Origin of the sequence: Microbulbifer sp. VAAF005 (genome assembly GCF_030012985.1) — a bacterium.
Taxonomy (GTDB): Bacteria; Pseudomonadota; Gammaproteobacteria; order Pseudomonadales; family Cellvibrionaceae; genus Microbulbifer.
In genome coordinates this window covers 1,595,001-1,613,119 of the sequence record NZ_CP120233.1, presented here as the reverse complement: position 1 = coordinate 1,613,119, position 18,119 = coordinate 1,595,001, and the positions used below count along the sequence as shown (strand labels likewise).

At 51.0% G+C, this 18,119-nt stretch carries 15 protein-coding genes; 12 read left to right on the top strand and 3 right to left on the bottom strand.

Annotated features, from left to right (window positions below):
- Nucleotides 1-17 precede the first annotated feature (17 nt).
- A complete protein-coding gene (locus tag P0078_RS07200; protein WP_282933759.1) occupies nt 18-623 on the bottom strand; it encodes a tRNA-uridine aminocarboxypropyltransferase in 606 nt (201 codons plus the stop codon).
- A gap of 177 nt (nt 624-800) precedes the next feature.
- Here P0078_RS07200 and P0078_RS07195 point away from each other — a divergent pair, with 177 nt between their 5' ends.
- Entirely contained in the window at nt 801-1,088 is a 288-nt protein-coding gene (locus P0078_RS07195; protein WP_282933758.1) for a GNAT family N-acetyltransferase, read from the top strand.
- Nucleotides 1,089-1,250: 162 nt separating this feature from the next.
- On the opposite strand, the gene P0078_RS07190 is transcribed toward P0078_RS07195, so the two are convergent.
- Both P0078_RS07190 and P0078_RS07185 read right to left on the bottom strand, forming a co-directional pair.
- Nucleotides 1,251-3,950 carry a discoidin domain-containing protein gene (locus P0078_RS07190; protein WP_282933757.1) on the bottom strand — a complete coding sequence of 900 codons (2,700 nt, stop codon included), beginning with the start codon at nt 3,948-3,950 and terminating at the stop codon, nt 1,251-1,253.
- Between the two features lie 517 nt (nt 3,951-4,467).
- Nucleotides 4,468-6,516, bottom strand: coding sequence for a glycoside hydrolase family 16 protein (locus P0078_RS07185; RefSeq protein WP_282933756.1), 2,049 nt, complete (start codon nt 6,514-6,516; stop codon nt 4,468-4,470).
- A 709-nt stretch (nt 6,517-7,225) separates the two neighbouring features.
- On the opposite strand from P0078_RS07185, the gene P0078_RS07180 reads away from it, so the two are divergent.
- From P0078_RS07180 to csrA, 11 genes are all read left to right on the top strand, one after another.
- Nucleotides 7,226-7,738 carry a CinA family protein gene (locus P0078_RS07180; protein ID WP_282933755.1) on the top strand — a complete coding sequence of 171 codons (513 nt, stop codon included), beginning with the start codon at nt 7,226-7,228 and terminating at the stop codon, nt 7,736-7,738.
- Between the two features lie 174 nt (nt 7,739-7,912).
- Nucleotides 7,913-8,947 carry a recombinase RecA gene (recA, locus tag P0078_RS07175; RefSeq protein ID WP_282933754.1) on the top strand — a complete coding sequence of 345 codons (1,035 nt, stop codon included), beginning with the start codon at nt 7,913-7,915 and terminating at the stop codon, nt 8,945-8,947.
- Nucleotides 8,948-9,433 (top strand): regulatory protein RecX, encoded by a 486-nt coding sequence (locus P0078_RS07170; RefSeq protein WP_282933753.1) that lies wholly within the window; start codon nt 8,948-8,950, stop codon nt 9,431-9,433. It begins immediately after the preceding gene.
- 100 nt (nt 9,434-9,533) lie between these two features.
- Nucleotides 9,534-11,012: a glycerol kinase GlpK gene (gene glpK, locus P0078_RS07165; RefSeq protein WP_282933752.1), complete on the top strand. Its 1,479-nt coding sequence runs from the start codon at nt 9,534-9,536 to the stop codon at nt 11,010-11,012.
- A 48-nt stretch (nt 11,013-11,060) separates the two neighbouring features.
- Nucleotides 11,061-12,071 (top strand): class I fructose-bisphosphate aldolase, encoded by a 1,011-nt coding sequence (locus P0078_RS07160; RefSeq protein WP_282933751.1) that lies wholly within the window; start codon nt 11,061-11,063, stop codon nt 12,069-12,071.
- Between the two features lie 39 nt (nt 12,072-12,110).
- Entirely contained in the window at nt 12,111-12,944 is an 834-nt protein-coding gene (locus P0078_RS07155; protein ID WP_282933750.1) for an alpha/beta hydrolase, read from the top strand.
- A 139-nt stretch (nt 12,945-13,083) separates the two neighbouring features.
- Nucleotides 13,084-13,269, top strand: a complete 186-nt coding sequence (locus P0078_RS07150) for a Trm112 family protein (protein WP_108734085.1) — start codon at nt 13,084-13,086, stop codon at nt 13,267-13,269.
- A 4-nt stretch (nt 13,270-13,273) separates the two neighbouring features.
- Nucleotides 13,274-13,621, top strand: coding sequence for a histidine triad nucleotide-binding protein (locus P0078_RS07145; RefSeq protein WP_282933749.1), 348 nt, complete (start codon nt 13,274-13,276; stop codon nt 13,619-13,621).
- Between the two features lie 72 nt (nt 13,622-13,693).
- Complete coding sequence (alaS, locus tag P0078_RS07140) at nt 13,694-16,303, top strand: alanine--tRNA ligase (RefSeq protein ID WP_282933748.1); 2,610 nt, start codon at nt 13,694-13,696, stop codon at nt 16,301-16,303.
- Nucleotides 16,304-16,435: 132 nt separating this feature from the next.
- On the top strand, nt 16,436-17,668 hold the full coding sequence (locus tag P0078_RS07135) for an aspartate kinase (protein ID WP_282933747.1): 1,233 nt from the start codon (nt 16,436-16,438) through the stop codon (nt 17,666-17,668).
- Nucleotides 17,669-17,896: 228 nt separating this feature from the next.
- Complete coding sequence (gene csrA, locus P0078_RS07130; protein WP_091391203.1) at nt 17,897-18,091, top strand: carbon storage regulator CsrA; 195 nt, start codon at nt 17,897-17,899, stop codon at nt 18,089-18,091.
- Nucleotides 18,092-18,119 lie beyond the last annotated feature (28 nt).

Genomic DNA, 18,119 nt, shown 5'->3' with positions numbered 1-18,119 from the left:
TGTGACAACCAAATGCCCTAAACTGGCTCTACTGAATAGCTCTGCTGTTGCAGGCTAATCATCTTTTCAAATGGTTGCAGAAGCTTGGAATACTCATTTTTATCTTCAAGTCGAGTCATAGCCAAGGCAATACTTTCAATGGTTGACAGACCATCCGCAACGGTGGTTTTCCGAATTGCATAGTTGGATTTCAAGTCCCCACTGAGATTGACTCTTGGAAGCTGTTGTAGCTTGGGATTCAGGTGAAGAATCTTTTTAGATTTTTTCCAAGTCGCATCTATAACAATTAGCTGTTCAATCTTTTCCAGCTGATTCTGGTGGCTAGGGGTATTGTTCCCTTCAGCTAATCGGGGTGTTTGGGGTAGCCATGATAGTGACGGATAGAGTAGAGCGCTGGGTGTATCGAGTAGCCTTTCCAGCTGTTGATTAGGAAGAGTTTCAGAAATAAGCATTTCACTGTTATTTAAACACAGGTTCGCCATACGCCCGGTATTGAACGGGTGCTTCTCTTCATGTGGGTGCTGTATGATCACCACTTTTATGGTATTAGCCAGGCTCACCAACGCACTGCAGTAGCAGACATTGGGCGGGCGCAGGCAGGTGCTACAGGTCTCTCTGGGCATTTTTCTACTTCAGGGGTACAGGGGCAGGTTTATGGCGAAAACGCAGCCTTCTAATAGTGTTCAGTGGCTGGCAGATATAGAGATTCCGCTAGCGAACAAATTTTATCGCATGTATGGATTTCGTGGCAAAGCCAAACGCCATGAGGACTGCGGGATAGTACGCGGCGAACGGGGGAGGTGATTGCCTGCGGTTATTTGCGGCGCTATGAGAACTTTAAGCTCCTGGCCGGAGTTGCTGTTGCACCAGATCATCAAGGGCAGGGTGTTGCAAGGCAGCTGCTGACGCTCCTCGCTGAACGTTTTGATAGTGACACCTATACATTTCCCTACGACCATCTGGAGCCTTTTTACTCCTCTTTGGGGTTTGAGAGGGTTGAAGTGAATGAGTTAAGTGGTCCTGTTGGGGATTTATTCCGCGGTTACGTGAAGCAGGGTCGCTCGATCCTGGCGATGGTCTACCGTTAGCCTTGGGAAGGTTATTATTTTCAGGTTGGCTTTGAATTAGAACGAATTACTGTGCAAAGATGTGTAGTACCTCTAGCTTTGGAATTTTAGTTCTTTCGGGGACAGATTATAGGCAGGGCAGCACTGTAAAAGTGCTGCCCAAGTTGCTACTACCAGCTGCAATTAGTAAGTGCTAATTTCCCAAATGGAGTAGCCGTACACGGTATTGCGTTCAGTGCAGTCAATCTTCAGGTAACGGTAGTTTCCCTCTACGGTGATTGCGTCGGTGCGTTCACCGGTTCCCATTCCGGAAAATGACTCAACAGTTGTCCAGTTGCTGCCATCGGTACTGCCGAGCAGAGTGTAGGCAGCCGCATTGGCAGTTTCCCAGTCGATATTGAGGGTGCCAATGGACTGTACAGAGCCCAAGTCATAAGTCAGGCTGACATTGTCCACACCGTGGGCGCTCTCCCAGCGGGTGTTGCTATCTCCGTCGATTGCCAGGTCAGCACTTTGCAGTTCAGAGGTTGCAGAGATACTTGAAGCCTGACCGTCGCCACCAGTTAAGCCCAGCTCCCAGATGGAGTAGCCATAGCTTGTGCTGCGCTCAGTGAAGTACAGGCGCACATATCGATAGCTTCCACTCAGGGAGTGCTCATCGGTTCTCTCTCCGGCGCTACCACCACTAAAGTTGGCCAGTGTGGTCCAGGAAATAGTGTCGTTACTGCCTTGTACCGTATAGGTCTCAGCGTTGGCTGTTTCCCAGTCGATTGTCAGGGTGTTCAGAGCTTCTGCCTCACCCAGGTCCAGTAGTACCCATACTGAGTCACCGCCATGGGCGCTTTCCCAGCGGGTGCTGCTGTTGCCATCAACGGCATTAGCTATGGATTGGACCTCACTGCTGGCGGTGACGATAGCTTGGGCAGTTAGGTCTTGGTCGCCGGCTTCGCTGTTGTCACTATCGTCGCCGCTATCTGAGTCATTTCCAGAGTCATCACTACTTCCGTTACCGCCAGCGAAGTGGATATTGTCGATCTCGATATCATTGATATCGCCATCTACACCTAGCAGTTCAAATAGCTGGATAACGTCGGACATGTCAACTTCATCACTGAAGTCGGATACTGGGATGGATATCTGGTGCCATTCACCGTCTCGGGTAAAGCCGTAGGGATCTGAGCCATTGGTAAACTCAATCCACTTCTGTCCAATATCACCGACGCTGCCGCTCTTCATGCCGATCTGGAAAGTCGTTGTCGAGCTGCTCTTCAGGGCGAAGTTGAGTGTGGCAGTATCGTGGTCGAATGCTGATAGGTCGTAGTAATAATCAGCGGTAAAGGCCATGCCGAACCAGCCTGCACCGGATGATGTGTAGGATAGGGATTCAGAGCCTTCATAGGGGGAGGGGGAGGTTTCAATTAGGGTATCTCCCCAAATGTACAGATTACCATCGGTACCCAGCTCGAAAGTGGAGTCGGCTTCGGTAGTTTCGCTGTAAATAGAGAAGGTACCTGTTGGTGCCGTCTTATCGACGCTTTCACTAAAGTAGATATCATCGAAGGATAGGGTAAAGGCTTCTGATGGTGCGTCGCCACGCACCATAATTGCCTGGCTGATGGTGTTGAAGTCCACTCCGAATTTGCTTAGGGGAATGCTTACTTCATGCCACTCGCCATCGCGCTCAAGTCCAAAAGTGTCTCCGTCAACGCTCAGGTCTACCCAGGCATCTCCACCACTGGTGCTGGCAATGCCGATTCCGATGGTCTGCTCGGTGGTCGTTTTCATCAGGAAGTTCAGGTGACCATTTTGATAGTTCATCAAATTCAGGTCGTACTGCATCCATACACCCATGCCGAACCATTCGCCAGTACCCACTTCAAATTCAAGTGCGTCACTGCTGTCCTGGCTTTCCATGTTGTTCCAAACATAGAGCTCGGAGTCAGTGCCAAATGTTAGGGATTCGGAAAATTCACTACTATCACCGTAGACACCAAGGTTGCCACTTTTCGCAGTATCGGCTGCGAAGGAGAGTTCAGTGCTGTAGCTGCTGTCATCGTTGTCATAGATACGCACGTAGTCTACATACATCTTGGCTGGCATGGGCGCAGTGATATCACTATTGGCGTAAAGTTGTGGGAATATGCCGCCAACCGCGAGGTTGAGAATTAAAAAGTGATGTTGTTGGAATTCATCAAATGCAGGGTCATCGGTGCCAATGCTGATAACCTCATTGGTTTCATCGTCTACCCACATAGCAATGCTTTCAGGTGTCCAGGTCATACCGAAGATATGGTAATCCTCAGTCAGGTCGGTACTGGAGCCAAAATCTTCAACCAGGTTCTTGGATTCACCATAGTCTGCTTGTCCTGTGTAATCATCGGACTCGTGCCACCAGTGGAAGGCCCCAGATACTTCAGAGTTTACAATGCCAGCTTCAAGCGCTTCGGCCATACCGCCTTCGAGAATATCCAGCTCACCACACGCGGGCCAACCAACCTGGCCGTAGTCGCTGCCTAACTGCCAGAAGGCCGGCCATAGGCCTGCGTCCATATCTGGCAATTTAATACGGGCTTCGATAGTTCCATATTTGTAGGTTAGGCGGCCAAGGGATTTAAGGCGTGCCGAGCTAAAGCTGCCGTCACTTTCCTCTACGGCCTGAATAATTAGGTTTCCATCTTCGATGTAAGCGTTGTCGCTATCATCGGTATAGTTTTGTAATTCGTTGTTGCCCCAGCCGGAGTTGCCAACGTCGTAGGTCCAGACGGAAGTATCGATCGTGTCCCCGTCAAAATTATCTTCCCAGACCAGAGTTTTTGAATTGGCCATTGAGGACACAATTGTGCCGACAATAGCGGCTGCTATCGCTGTTTTTTTAATAATCATGATTTTCTTTCGTTGTTAATTATTTATAAGAATAAAATGCCTGATAGTGATGGTGTGACACAGTTAAATACTATTTGTAAATCTAGTGAATGCTAGATACTTAAATTGCAGTTTCCTTCAATTCATTTGAAAATCGGGTGCTGGCCACGAGCAAAGCCTAGCAAAACGATTGTTCTACAGGGAAGTGAATTTAGGCCTCTCGTCGTAGTTGTGGTCCTGCTTGTCGCATACATCGGAAAGATAATTTCTTGTAATTTTTTTACAAAAAGAAAAAATTCTTTTTTGTGTTTTTGTTCGCAAATATTTTGTGTGGAAATTTTTTTTCCGGCCCTACTGCATTGAACAAAATTGTAAGCGATTTAATCTGGATTTATTGTTTTTATGCTTTGTCTTACGCCGGGTCATATCCTAAAAGGTAATATCTGTCGGCAAATAAGGCAGGTTTTGATATTGGTGAAAAAGATTGAGTGGTGTAATAAAGAAAGGGGCGCTGCTATTTGGCAGCGCCCTTGTACTTTTAGTTTCTGCGAGGTCCCTGTGCGCATCGTGCGGGTGGGTTGCAGTCTCTATGGCGATGGTTGTGCCCTTTATGATGAGGGTGGCACTTGTGAGAGTGAGGACGGCAGTTGCCATTGCTATCGCTGTCTGAGCTTCCGCCAGAGAAATAGATGTCGTCAATCTCAATATCGCTGATATCTCCATCAACACCCAGTAGCTCAAATAACTGGATAACATTTGACATATCTACCTCGCTACTGAAATCAGTAACGGGGATTGATACCTGGTGCCACTCGCCATCCCGCGCGAATTCGTAAGGATCAGAGCCGTTGGCAAATTCAATCCACTGCTGCCCAATATCGCTGACGCTACCGCTCTTCATGCCAATTTTAAAGGTGGTTTCTGAGCTGGTTTTCAGGGCGAAATTCAGCGTTGCAGTATCATTATCGAAGGCGGATAGATCGTAGTAGCTGTCGGCAGTAAATGCCATTCCAAACCAGCCGGCCCCGGAGGAGTAATAGGAGAGGGACTCTTCACCTTCGAATGGGGTTTGAGTGGCCTCCAGCAGGGTATCGCCCCAAATATACAGGTTGCCATCAGTTCCCAGTGTGAAAGTTGAGTTGGCCTCTGTAGTTTCGGTGTAGAGAGAAAAGACACCGGTCGGGGCTGTTTTTTCAACACTTTCGCTAAAGTAGATATCGTCAATGGACAGAACAAAATCTTCAGAGGCGGCATCACCTCGAATCATAAACGCCTGACTGATAGTGTTGAAGTCCACTCCCAGTTTGCTTAGGGGGATACTGACCTGATGCCATTCGCCATCGCGCTCCAGGCCGTAGGTATCATCACCATCCACCAGATCTACCCAGGCATCTCCGCCACCAGTACTGGAAATACCAATGCCGATAGTCTGGCTGCTGGTGGTTTTCATTTTGAAATTGAGATGACCGTTTTCGTAGTTCATTAGGTTTAGGTCATAGTGCATCCAGAAGCCCATGCCGAACCATTCACCAGCGGTAATATCAAACTCCAGGGCCTCATCACCCTCGGCAGCTTCGGCGCTGACAGTAGCTGACATGCTGTTTTGGTTCCAGACATACAGCTCGGTATCGGTGCCAAGCTCCAGGGATTCGGAGAGGTTGCTGCCCTCGGAAAATACGCCGATATCACCTGTTTTGGCGGTGTCTTCAGCCAGGGAGATTTCTGTGCTGTAGCTGCTGTCGTCGTTATCGTAGATGCGAACATAGTCCACATACATTTTGGCGGGCATGGGGGCAGTGACGTCGCTATTGGCATAAATCCCCGGGAATTTGCCACCTACCGCCAGGTTTAGAATCAGGAAGTTGTGCTGGCGGAATTCATCTAGCGTCTCGGGTCTATCCTCGGGTTCAGTGTTGAAGCTGATGATTTCATTGGCTTCGTCGTCGACCCACATAATGATGCTGTCCGGGGTCCAGGTCATGCCGAAAATATGGTAGTCCTCGGTAAGGTCTGTGCTGAGGCCGAAGTCGTCAACTAGATTTTTTGATAGGCCGTAGTCCGCTGTGTAGTTTATACCTTCATCGGATTCATACTGCCAATGAAAAGCGCCAGAAACCTCTGAGTTGACCGTGCCGGCGTTGAGCGCATCTGCCATGCCTGCCTCAAGAATATCCAGTTCGCCGCAAGCGGGCCAGCCCACTTGGCCGTAGTCGCCACCCAGCTGCCAGAAGGCGGGCCACAATCCGGCATCCAGGTCGGGTAATTTAATGCGGGCTTCAATGGTGCCGTATTTATAAGTCATACGACCCAGGGATTTCAGGCGGGCGGAAGTAAAACTGCCGTCGTCGTTTTGCAGTGCTTGAATAATAAGGTTGCCATCTTCAACATAGGCATTGGCGCTATCATCGGTGTAGGTTTGCAGCTCATTGTTACCCCAGCCTGAGTTGCCCACATCGTAAGTCCAAACGGACTTATCAATACTGTCGCCGTCGAAATTATCTTCCCAGACCAAAGTTTTTGAATTGGCAAGTGAGGACACACAGGCGCCTACAATAGCAGCCGCGATCGCTGATTTTTTCAAATTCATGATTTTGTCTTTCTTTAATTATCTATGGGGGTGCCAACTTCATTGTGTTTTTATAATGGCGGTGATCTGCCACGATGATTAATGCTTGTTGGGCTTGGGAATTTATCTGCTTTTTTATTGTGATATTTATATATTCAGTACAGCAGTAACAGACTAACAAAAAGCCGATTGTTGCATAGGGAAAGCCCGGGCCCTTTGTCGTAAGACTGGTCCAACTTATCGCATATACAAAACTTTTCTGCTTTAAAATTAGAATCAGCCAGTGCGTATTAATGTGTTTTTACATTGTTTACGTTTTTATTTTTAAATTTGCTGTTGCTTATTGGATTGCCCGCCTGAAATTATTTGCTGATTTAAGACCCCTTTTAAAATTTAAATTCTAATTTGAAGGTGGGCCGGCGGCGGAAATTAGAATTGGCAACCTGGTTCCCATAGGTAGTTTTATTTTCTAGAGTGCTGCCGCCGCTTGCGAGCGCTTCGATAGCGTGAGATTTATCTTTTGGTGTCGGCGCCGGTGTGCAGCCGGCGTGGATTGAGTTTTTAAAGGGGTTGTGGCTTCACCACTGAGGGGCGGTTGTATATTCGGTATGGGGCAGCTTACTTAAAATTGAATTTGTAAGCTTGCTGCAGGTCGGCACCCAGAATAAGAGCCCACTTCTGTGCTGTAATATTCGGTTGTGGCCCAGGAGCGGTTGAATAGGAAGAAACGGTGGAATACAGAGAGATAACTGAGCTTGCCAGAGAGTTGGGCGGGGAGCTGGAAAAGAGAGATTGGCGTGTGACGTCGGCAGAATCTTGCACCGGTGGTGCGATTGCGGCGGCTATTACCTCTATAGCAGGTGCTTCTAATTGGTTCGATGGATCGATCGTGAGCTATGCGAATCGTATCAAGAACGGTGTTCTGGGTGTCGACAGCGATGATCTCAAGCGGTTTGGGGCAGTGAGTGAACCGGTTGCTCGGCAGATGGCTTGTGGGGTTCTGGCGATGATGGATGCCAATCTTGCGGTTGCGGTCAGTGGTATCGCGGGGCCTGATGGCGGCACTGCTGAGAAACCGGTAGGTACGGTTTGGATCGCCTGGGCCCATGCGGAGGGGCAAGAGCCAGTGCAGATTGATGCGAAGTGTTTTCTGTTCAGTGGTAACCGGGCAGAGGTACAATCGCAGACGGTCGTTGAGGCGCTGAAGGGAATGTTAAGGATTGTCCGTGAGCACCCGGTTTGAACTTGTCCGCCGGGTCAATCTTTGTTCGTTTACCCCGGCTTCAGACTTCTTTTTGAAGCGAGGCTCGCTCAGCCTGAAGCTGGTACTCAGTATGAGGAATTACTGGTTGCCTATACAGTAATCCTTCGTTAAGCTTGCCACCACTCAATTCAGCTCAGAAATACGGGAATGGTCATGGATTCCAATAAAGACAAGGCATTAAAAGCGGCGCTATCTCAGATTGAACGTCAGTTTGGTAAAGGCACTGTGATGCGTATGGGAGATAAGGAGCGCGAGCGTATTCCTGCGATCTCCACCGGCTCCCTCGGCTTGGATGTGGCCCTGGGTATAGGCGGCTTGCCGCGTGGCCGTATCGTTGAAATCTATGGGCCAGAATCTTCCGGTAAAACCACCCTCACCTTGCAGGTGATTGCCGAGGCCCAGCGCAAGGGTGGCACTTGTGCTTTCGTGGATGCTGAGCACGCCCTCGACCCTATCTACGCTGAAAAACTGGGTGTTAACGTCGATGAGCTGATCGTATCCCAGCCGGATACCGGTGAGCAGGCGCTGGAAGTTGCCGATATGCTGGTGCGCTCCGGTGCCGTTGATGTGCTGGTAGTAGACTCCGTTGCGGCCTTGACCCCGCGCGCTGAGATCGAAGGTGAGATGGGTGATTCCCACGTGGGCTTGCAGGCTCGTTTGATGTCCCAGGCACTGCGTAAGCTCACTGGTAATATCAAGAACACCAACACCCTGGCGATCTTCATTAACCAGATTCGCATGAAGATCGGTGTTATGTTCGGCAGCCCTGAAACCACTACTGGTGGTAATGCCCTCAAGTTCTACTCTTCTGTGCGCTTGGATATCCGTCGTATCGGTTCCGTTAAAGATGGCGATGAGGTGGTGGGTAACGAAACCCGAGTGAAGGTGGTTAAGAACAAGGTCGCTCCTCCGTTTAAGCAGACCGAGTTCCAGATCATGTATGGTGAAGGCATTAACATGATTGGTGAGGTCGTCGATTACGGCGTGAAGATGGGGCTGGTGGATAAAGCCGGAGCCTGGTACAGCTACAAGGGTGACAAAATTGGCCAGGGCAAGGCGAACGCTACCAAGTTCCTGCGCGATAACCCCGATATTCGCAACGAGATTGAAGGCCAGTTGCGTGCGCAGCTGCTCGGTGATTTAGTGCCTGCGACCCCTGAAGAGGCTGCGGAATTACCGGAAGAGTAAATGCCGTACTCAAAAGCGGATTTTTCCGTTGATCCAGCTCAAGCGCTTTTCAGCGCGGCGCTTGAGCTGTTGACCCGCCGCGAGCACTCCCGCCATGAATTGAGGCAAAAGCTCGCGGCAAAATTCCCCAGCGCCGATTTCGACACGCTATTTGAGCGCCTACACGAACTCAACTATCAATCCGATCAACGCTTTGCCGAAGTTTTTGCCCGCTCCCGTGTCCAGCGCGGTCAGGGGCCGATGCGTATTCGCCAGGAGCTACAGCAGCGCGGCGTACGCGGTGAACTAATTGCCCAGGCGCTCGATCAGTTGGAAGTGGATTGGTTTGAGTTAGCTGCGGAAATGCTTCAGAGAAAATACCGGGTCCCTATGAGCGCAGAGCTTCCACGGGATCAGTGGATGAAGGAGCGAGCGCGGCGCCAGCGATACCTGGCTTACCGGGGCTTCCCCACGGATGCGATTAGCTGGGCGCTGGACGGCAATTAATCGGGCTTATACTCTGACTACTGCCTGAATGACTGGTCGATAGGTTTCGGCCGTATTTTCAGGTACAGAAAGAGACTAAAAGAATAAGCGCGAGAACTTTATGATCCTGTCTATTGACCAGGGCACCACCGGTACCACAGCCTTTATCTTCGATGGTAAGGGCCACCTGATTGGTCGCAGTTACTCGGAAATTCCCAATCATTACCCCCAGCCTGGCTGGGTTGAGCAGGATGCGGAAGAGATTTGGTCGGTAACTCTCCGAGTCTGTGCCGCAGCACTCCAGCGCGCAGGTGTTCGCGCATCGGATATCACCGCGGTGGGAATTACCAACCAGCGTGAGACCACGATCGTCTGGGATAGGTATACCGGTGAGCCGGTTTTTCCTGCGATTGTGTGGCAGTGCCGGCGCTCGGCAGAGGTATGCCGGGAGTTGGCGGAACTCGGCAGGTCTGGTTGGTTGCGAGAGCGCAGTGGCCTATTGCTGGATGCTTACTTTTCCGCAAGTAAGTTGACTTGGCTGTTCCGCCGCAATCCGGATTTACTAACCCGAGCTCAAAATGGCGACCTGTGTTTCGGTACCGTAGATAGCTGGTTGATCTGGAAAATGAGCGGTGGCAAAGCCCATCTCACCGATCACACCAATGCCAGTCGTACCCTCCTGTACAACATAAAAGATAAAGCCTGGGATAGTGAGCTGCTGGATTTTTTCCAGTGCCCTGAATCCATTCTTCCCAGAATTCTACCGTCGGCTGGCCACTTTACCGATACAGACCCCCACGCTTTTCTCGGCACATCGGCTCCGATTTGTGGTGTTGCCGGGGATCAGCAGGCAGCACTGTTTGGCCAGGGTTGTACCGAGCTCGGTAGTATAAAAAACACCTATGGAACCGGCTGCTTTATGCTGGCTTTTGCCGGCGAGGATCGCCCGGAGCTACCCCAGGGGTTGCTGGCTACAGTGGCCTGTGATGCCCAGGGTAATCCGGCCTATGCCGTAGAAGGTTCAGTTTTCACAGCGGGCTCCGCTATACAGTGGCTGCGGGACGAGATGGGAATGATCCAGCAGGCGGTGGATACCGAAATTATCGCCCAGAGTATTCCTCATACCCGCGGCGTTTATCTTGTGCCTGCATTTAGTGGACTGGGTGCGCCGCACTGGGACCCATCGGCACGGGGGACTATTTGCGGATTGAGTCGGGGGGCTGGTCGAGCTGAGGTGGTGCGTGCCACTTTGGAATCTATAGCTTACCAGAGTGATGAATTGGCCCGCTTGATGGAGCAGGCCCTGGGCTTGCCGATTACCCATATGCGTGTGGATGGGGGTGCTTGCGCGAATAATTTCCTGATGCAATTCCAGGCGGATATTTCCTCTTTGCGTGTTGAACGGCCCCAGCAGATTGAATCGACGGCTATTGGTGCTGCGTTGCTGGCTGGTATTGGCAGTGGGATCTGGCGACCAAGGGAATTACCGGAGTGTTTGCAAGAAATTGAACGGGACTTTATGCCGGCAATGACTCAGGCGGAGAGGGAGCAGTTGTTGGCTGGTTGGCGGAGGGCGGTAAAAGCCTGTAAAGCTTTTTAGGCTGGACCGCCTATCCTCTTAGCGTAATAACCTAAGGGAGGGGTAGAGATGTCACATATCGATATGCTGGAGGAAACTGTAGCAACTTTGGTCGATGGTCAAAGGGGTATCCTGGCTGCCGATGAAAGTGGCGGCACTATTGCCAAGCGCTTTGCCACGATTGGAGTGGATTCCACTGAGAAAAACCGGCGCGACTACCGTGCTGCGCTGCTGTCCTGTAAGGGGTTAGGTGAATGTGTCAGTGGCGTTATTTTGTTCGAGGAAACTCTGGGGCAAAAAGATGCCGAGGGTCAGCCCTTGCCGGAAGTGGCAGCGTCACAGGGGATAGTGCCGGGTATTAAGGTGGATAAGGGCAAGGGCCCTCTGCCTGGAGCGCCTGGGGATATGATCACCTACGGGCTGGACGGGTTGTCTGAGCGCTTGCAGCAATATAAAAAGCAAGGAGCTCGCTTCGCCAAGTGGCGTGAAGTCTATCCTATAGGCCATCACAACCCCACGCGCCTGGGGCTTACCGCAAATGCTGAGATGTTGGCCCGCTATGCAGCGGTATGCCAGGCCGAAGGGGTGGTTCCTATTGTGGAGCCAGAGGTTCTGATGGACGGTGAGCACGATATAGAGCGCAGTGCGGCGGTAAATGAGCGGGTTTGGCACTCTGTGTTCCACGCACTCCACCAGCACGGGGTAATACTGGAACTGATGTTGCTCAAGCCCAGTATGGTAACCCCGGGTGCGGAGGCGGAAACGGCTGATCCTGAGCAGGTGGCCGAATACACCCTGCGCAGCTTGCGGCGAACGGTCCCCGCAGCAGTGCCGGGGATTAATTTTCTTTCCGGGGGGCAGGGACCAGAAGAGGCCACGGCCAATCTCAATGCAATGAATCAGCAGGGTGGTGGCCCCTGGCAGTTGAGCTTTTCCTATGGGCGCGCACTACAAGAGCCAGCACTCGCTGCTTGGCAAGGGCGCCCGGAGAATGTTGAAGCAGCCCAGGAAGCGCTACTTAAACGGTCCCGCATGAATCATTTGGCCATGCTGGGCAGGTACCGCGAAACCCTGGAATAGCAGTTAGCTAGCAAAATAATAATCAATAAGGAGATTGCAATGGAGTTTGTGACCAGGGGAGTGACGCTGTATTACCGGCGCTGGTGGGTAGAAGAAGCCGTGGGTGTGGTAGTTATATCCCACGGGTTGGGAGAGCACAGTGGACGTTACAGTGATCTGGCGGAAGACCTCAATCGAGCTAGGTACAGTGTCTATGCCTTAGATCATTATGGCCATGGATTGTCGGATGGGAAGCGCGGGGATATTGAGGATTTTGCACTTTATAGTGAGGATCTAAATGAATTTATTTCCTTGGTAAAAAGTGGAAACCCCGGACTTGGGATGCATCTTCTTGGCCACAGTATGGGAGCTGTTATCGCTTGTGGCTGTGCTATTCGATATAAATCTGTCGACAGTTTAAATCTTTCCGCACCGGGCTTTCGCGGTAAAAGTGAGCCAAAAGGCCTTCTGCTATGGTTCGCGCTATTTTTGGCTCGCTGGCTTCCGGGGTTGGCTCTTTCCAGCCAGATAAATAGTCAGTGGATATCTCGTAGCCCGGATGTGGTCAAGCGGTATGTCAGTGATGAACTTGTGCATCACAGCATCTCTCTGCGCTGGTTTAAGACTTTTTTGCAGGAGCGGGAGTTTTTATCTGGCCGGTTGGATGGGATATCCATGCCTTGCCTTCTGTTATTGCCGGAATCAGACCATATTGTCGATGTGGAACTCAGCCGCAAGTGGTTTGGACAGGTGGGGTCAAAAAACAAGCAGTTGCACTGTTTCTCAAGGTCTTACCACGAGGTATTTAATGAAATAGAGGAGGGGCGTTTAGCCCGGGAGCTGTTACTTAGCCATCTCAATTCTGTTTCAGTAGAGACTGCTTCTGTCACATAAGGGTAAAAAAGCGCTAAGCCAGCAGGTGGCGCAGCAGAAGCTATGGCGAATACCGTGTAAAAGCGTATGAAGCATTGTATGATACGCGGTCATTTTTGCCCATCGGAAGTATTACCGAGGGAAAATAGTGGGGTGGAACATGGATAAAAAGTTGCTGAGCCTGTTGGTATGTCCGGTGAGTAAAGCGCCGCTTGAATACCGGGAGGACACACAGGAGCTGGTCTGCAAGGCCAGTGGTCTAGCCTATCCGGTGCGGGACGGTATACCGGTAATGCTGGAATCTGAAGCGCGGCAGCTGACAGCCGAGGAAAAGCTGGAAAAGTAAACCAATGGGTGAACCCAGCGTTTTCAGTCAAATTATCTCGGGAGATATCCCTGCTGAGATGATCTACGAGGACGACCAATGTGTCGTTATTGAGGATCGCGCGCCACAAGCGCCGACCCATCTCCTCATTATCCCACGCAAACCCCTCGTGAATTTATCCGTTGCTCAGGCTGAGGATAAACCCTTGCTCGGCCACCTAATGTGGGTGGCGACAGAATTGGGGCGCAAGCTGGGACTCGAGGGCTATCGACTGGTAGTTAATAACGGTCGAAGCGCAGGTCAAACCGTATTTCACCTGCATGTTCACCTGCTTGCCCAAAAAAGAATGCCCGAACAGGGGCTGGCACAGTAGTGGAACAGAAGTGACACCGTGTCACTGACGCCAATCAAATAAAACTCAACTAACGAAGTGGAATTACGCTGGATGAAAAGCGCACAGATTCGCGACGCCTTTCTGAATTATTTTGCTGAGCAGGGCCATGCTATTGTGCCCTCCAGCTCCCTGGTTCCGGGCAATGACCCGACGCTGTTATTCACCAATGCCGGCATGGTGCAGTTTAAGGACACCTTCCTGGGGCAGGAAAAGCGTTCCTACAATCGCGCCACCAGTTCACAGCGCTGTGTACGTGCAGGAGGCAAGCATAACGACCTTGAAAATGTCGGTTACACCGCACGGCACCACACGTTTTTTGAAATGCTCGGTAACTTTAGCTTCGGCGACTACTTCAAGCGCGAAGCGATTCGCTTTGCCTGGGAGTTCCTGACCAAAGTATTGAACTTGCCGGAAGAACGTCTCTGGGTAACCGTACATATCAGCGATGATGAAGCCGCTGATATTTGGCTGAAGGAAATGGGAGTGAGTGCCGAGCGCTTCTCCCGTCTCGACGAGGATAACTTCTGGCAGATGGGTGACACTGGTCCCTGCGGTCCAAGTTCTGAGATTTTCTACGATCACGGTGCCGATGTGCCCGGCGGCCCTCCCGGTTCCGATAATGACGATCTCGATCGCTATATCGAGATTTGGAACCTGGTATTTATGCAGTATGAGCGCACCGCTGATGGTGAGCTGCACCCACTGCCCAAACCCTCAGTGGATACCGGTATGGGGCTGGAGCGTATTGCCGCCGTAATGCAGGGAGTACACTCCAATTATGAAATTGACTTGTTCCAAGCGCTGCTGAAAGCGGCGGGGGAAGTGGTTGGCTGCAGCGACCTGGAAGAGAAATCCCTGCGAGTGATCGCTGACCATATCCGCTCTTGTTCATTCCTGATTGCCGATGGCGTAATGCCTTCCAACGAAGGCCGTGGATTTGTACTTCGCCGCATTATTCGCCGCGCAGTGCGCCATGGCCACAAGCTTGGGCACAAAGACATCTTCTTCTACAAGCTGGTAGAAGCGCTCGCCGAGCAGATGGGTGACGCATACCCGGAGCTGCGTGAAAAGCAGCAGGTGATTGAGAATGCGCTGCGCAAAGAGGAAGAACAGTTTGCGAAGACTCTGGATAAGGGAATGGCGCTGCTAGAGGATGCCCTGGCGTCCCTCGAAGGCAGTGAGATCCCCGGTGAGTTGGTATTTACTCTGCATGATACTTACGGCTTCCCAACAGACCTAACCCAGGATATTGCCCGTGAGCGCGATCTATCCCTGGATATGGATGGGTATGAAGCTGCTATGGAAGCCCAGCGTCAGAGAGCTCGCGCTGCCGGTAAATTTAAACAGGACTATACCGATGTCCTCGAACTGGAAGGGGCTACAGAGTTTCTCGGTTACAACGCGACCGAGGCAGCAGGCAAAGTGTTGGCCATCGTCAAAGGTGGTGAGCAGGTTGAACGCTTGGAAGAAGGTGAAGAGGGTGCAATTGTTCTGGATCGGACACCCTTCTATGCAGAGTCCGGTGGTCAGGTAGGTGATAGTGGCTATTTGAGTTCCGGTGATGCCCGCTTTGAAGTGCGCGATTGCACCAAGCAGAGCGCGCATCATTTGCATACTGGTAAGGTGTTGAACGGGGGCATCGCTGTGGGCGAAACCCTTGAGGCAGTCGTATCTGCAGATGTTCGTCAATCCACCGCCCTGAATCACTCCGCAACCCATCTATTACACGCCGCCTTGCGCAAAGTGCTGGGAGAGCATGTCACCCAGAAGGGCTCCCTGGTGGACTCCGAGCGCCTGCGCTTTGACTTCTCCCACCCAGAAGCCGTAACAGCAAAGCAGTTACATGCGATTGAATCCCTGGTTAATAGTCAAATTCGCGCAAATACTCCAGTTGAAACTCACGAAACCGATATTGAGTCTGCAAAAGCGATGGGCGCTATGGCCCTGTTCGGCGAAAAGTACGGCGATACTGTGCGTGTACTTTCCATGGGCAAAACCGATGACAAGGCTTTTTCCGTTGAGTTGTGTGGCGGTACTCACGTGAAGCGTACCGGTGATATCGGTTTGATTCGCGTTGTTGGGGAAAGCGGTATTGCTTCCGGCCAACGTCGAATCGAAGCGGTTACTGGCGCTCACGCAATGTCTCTGTTTGATCAGGCACAGCAGCGTCTGGAGCATGTAGCGACTCTGCTTAAGGCGCGTCCGGACTCCTTGGCTGACAAAGTTGAACAGTTGCTGCTTAACAACCGAAAACTGGAAAAAGAGATTGCCCAGTTAAAAACCAAGTTGGCCAGTGGTGCTGGCGGAGATCTTTCCGCTCAGGCCATTGAGCTGGCGGGCTTTAAGTTGCTGGCAACCTCTATTGACGGAGCTGACCCCAAATCACTGAGAGATCTGGCGGATCAAATGAAGAACAAGCTGGGCAGCGGCGTAGTGTTGCTGGCGGCTCCGGGCGATGAAAAGGTGGCTTTGGTTGCCGCAGTTACCCAAGACCTGACAGATCGGCTTTCTGCGGGTGACCTTATGCGCTTTGCTGCCGGGAAGCTGGGCGGCAAGGGTGGCGGTCGAAAAGATATGGCCCAGGGTGGTGGAACCGATGTGTCCGCACTCCCTAATATGCTGAAAGAAGTGCCAAATTGGATTGAGCAATCCTTAAACTAGTTAAGTTTTGTCAAATTAGTGGTCTGAATTCGTAGTTGAGTTGATTTCGCAGAGGTTTGGTGATTAAGTGCGCGCCTGCACGAGTTGGGCAGGAAGCGTACTTATTGTGGAGCTAAGGAAACACAGTAAGTTATGAGTTTGTTCGTGCAGAAGTATGGCGGGACTTCAGTTGGCTCCATTGAGCGAATTGAAGCTGTGGCCGATAAAGTCGCCGCGTTTCGCGCTCAGGGACATGACATGGTTGTCGTTTTGTCTGCCATGAGTGGTGAAACTAATCGTCTGATTGATCTCGCTTATCAAATCCAGGAAAAGCCAGATCCCAGAGAGTTGGATGTTCTGGTTTCCACGGGAGAGCAAGTCACAATTGCCCTTTTGAGTATGGCCCTGAAGAAGCGTGGTTATGACGCCTGTTCCTACACTGGTGGGCAGGTAAAAATTCTTACGGACAATGCTCATACCAAAGCTCGCATTCAAAGTATCGATGTGGAGCGAATGCGCACCGATCTCAATGAAGGCAAGGTCATTGTTGTAGCTGGTTTCCAGGGAGTGGATGACGACGGCAATATCACCACGCTGGGACGCGGAGGGTCTGATACGACGGGTGTGGCATTAGCTGCGGCGTTAGATGCTACCGAGTGCCAGATTTATACCGACGTGGACGGGGTCTACACCACCGACCCTCGAGTGGTCGATAGTGCACGCAGACTGGATCGAATCACATTTGAAGAGATGCTGGAAATGGCCAGCCTCGGCTCCAAGGTCCTGCAGATTCGCGCCGTAGAGTTCGCTGGTAAGTATAAGGTTCCCTTGCGCGTGCTCTCAACTTTTGAAGAGGGTAACGGAACCTTGATTAGCCTGGATGAGGAAGATAACGATATGGAACAGCCCGTTGTATCCGGTATCGCATTTAACCGCGATGAAGCAAAGCTGACAATCCGTGGAGTGCCCGATACCCCTGGGGTTGCATGCCGAATTTTGGCTCCAGTTGGTGCTGAAAATATTGAAGTTGACGTTATTGTTCAAAATATCAGTGCTATCGACGGTACGACCGACTTCACTTTTACTGTTCACCGCAATGATATTGGCAAGGCTCGAGATGTATTGGAGCGAGTTTCTGCGGAACTTGGTGCCCGAGAGGTGATCACAGACGACAAGATCGCCAAAGTTTCTATAGTTGGCGTAGGTATGCGTTCACATGCAAATGTGGCAAGTCGTATGTTTAGCGCTTTGGGTGAAGACAATATCAATATTCAAATGATCACCACTTCGGAAATTAAGATCTCGGTGATTATTGATGAACGCTATTTGGAGCTTGCTGTTCGGGCGCTGCATAGCGAATTTGAACTTTCAGACAAAGAAAGATAACGAGATTTTTTAACCGGTTAGCTGGCAGGAAAAACAACACATTACAATTCAGTTGCTCGACGTAGCTTCCAACCTGTTGAGATTTTGTTCGACTGGTCAATACTGAAGAGTGTGAAGGGTAGTTTTTAGCCTTTGTGTACCGCCATCCGGTTATGATGACCAAATAAGAGCAGTTCCAGGGGAATGCCGGCTGCTCTTAATCACAGGATGATCAAGGAGAAGTAGGTAATGTTGATTTTAACCCGCCGAATTGGCGAAACGCTGATGGTTGGCGACAATGTCACGGTTACCGTGCTGGGGGTGAAAGGCAATCAGGTGCGCATTGGTGTCAATGCCCCTAAAGAAGTTGCTGTGCACCGTGAAGAGATTTATCAGCGCATTCAGCGTGAAAAGCAGTCCTCCGAGGAGGGTGGCAACGAGTAGTGAAACAGTTCCCTAAAAAAGGCCGGCT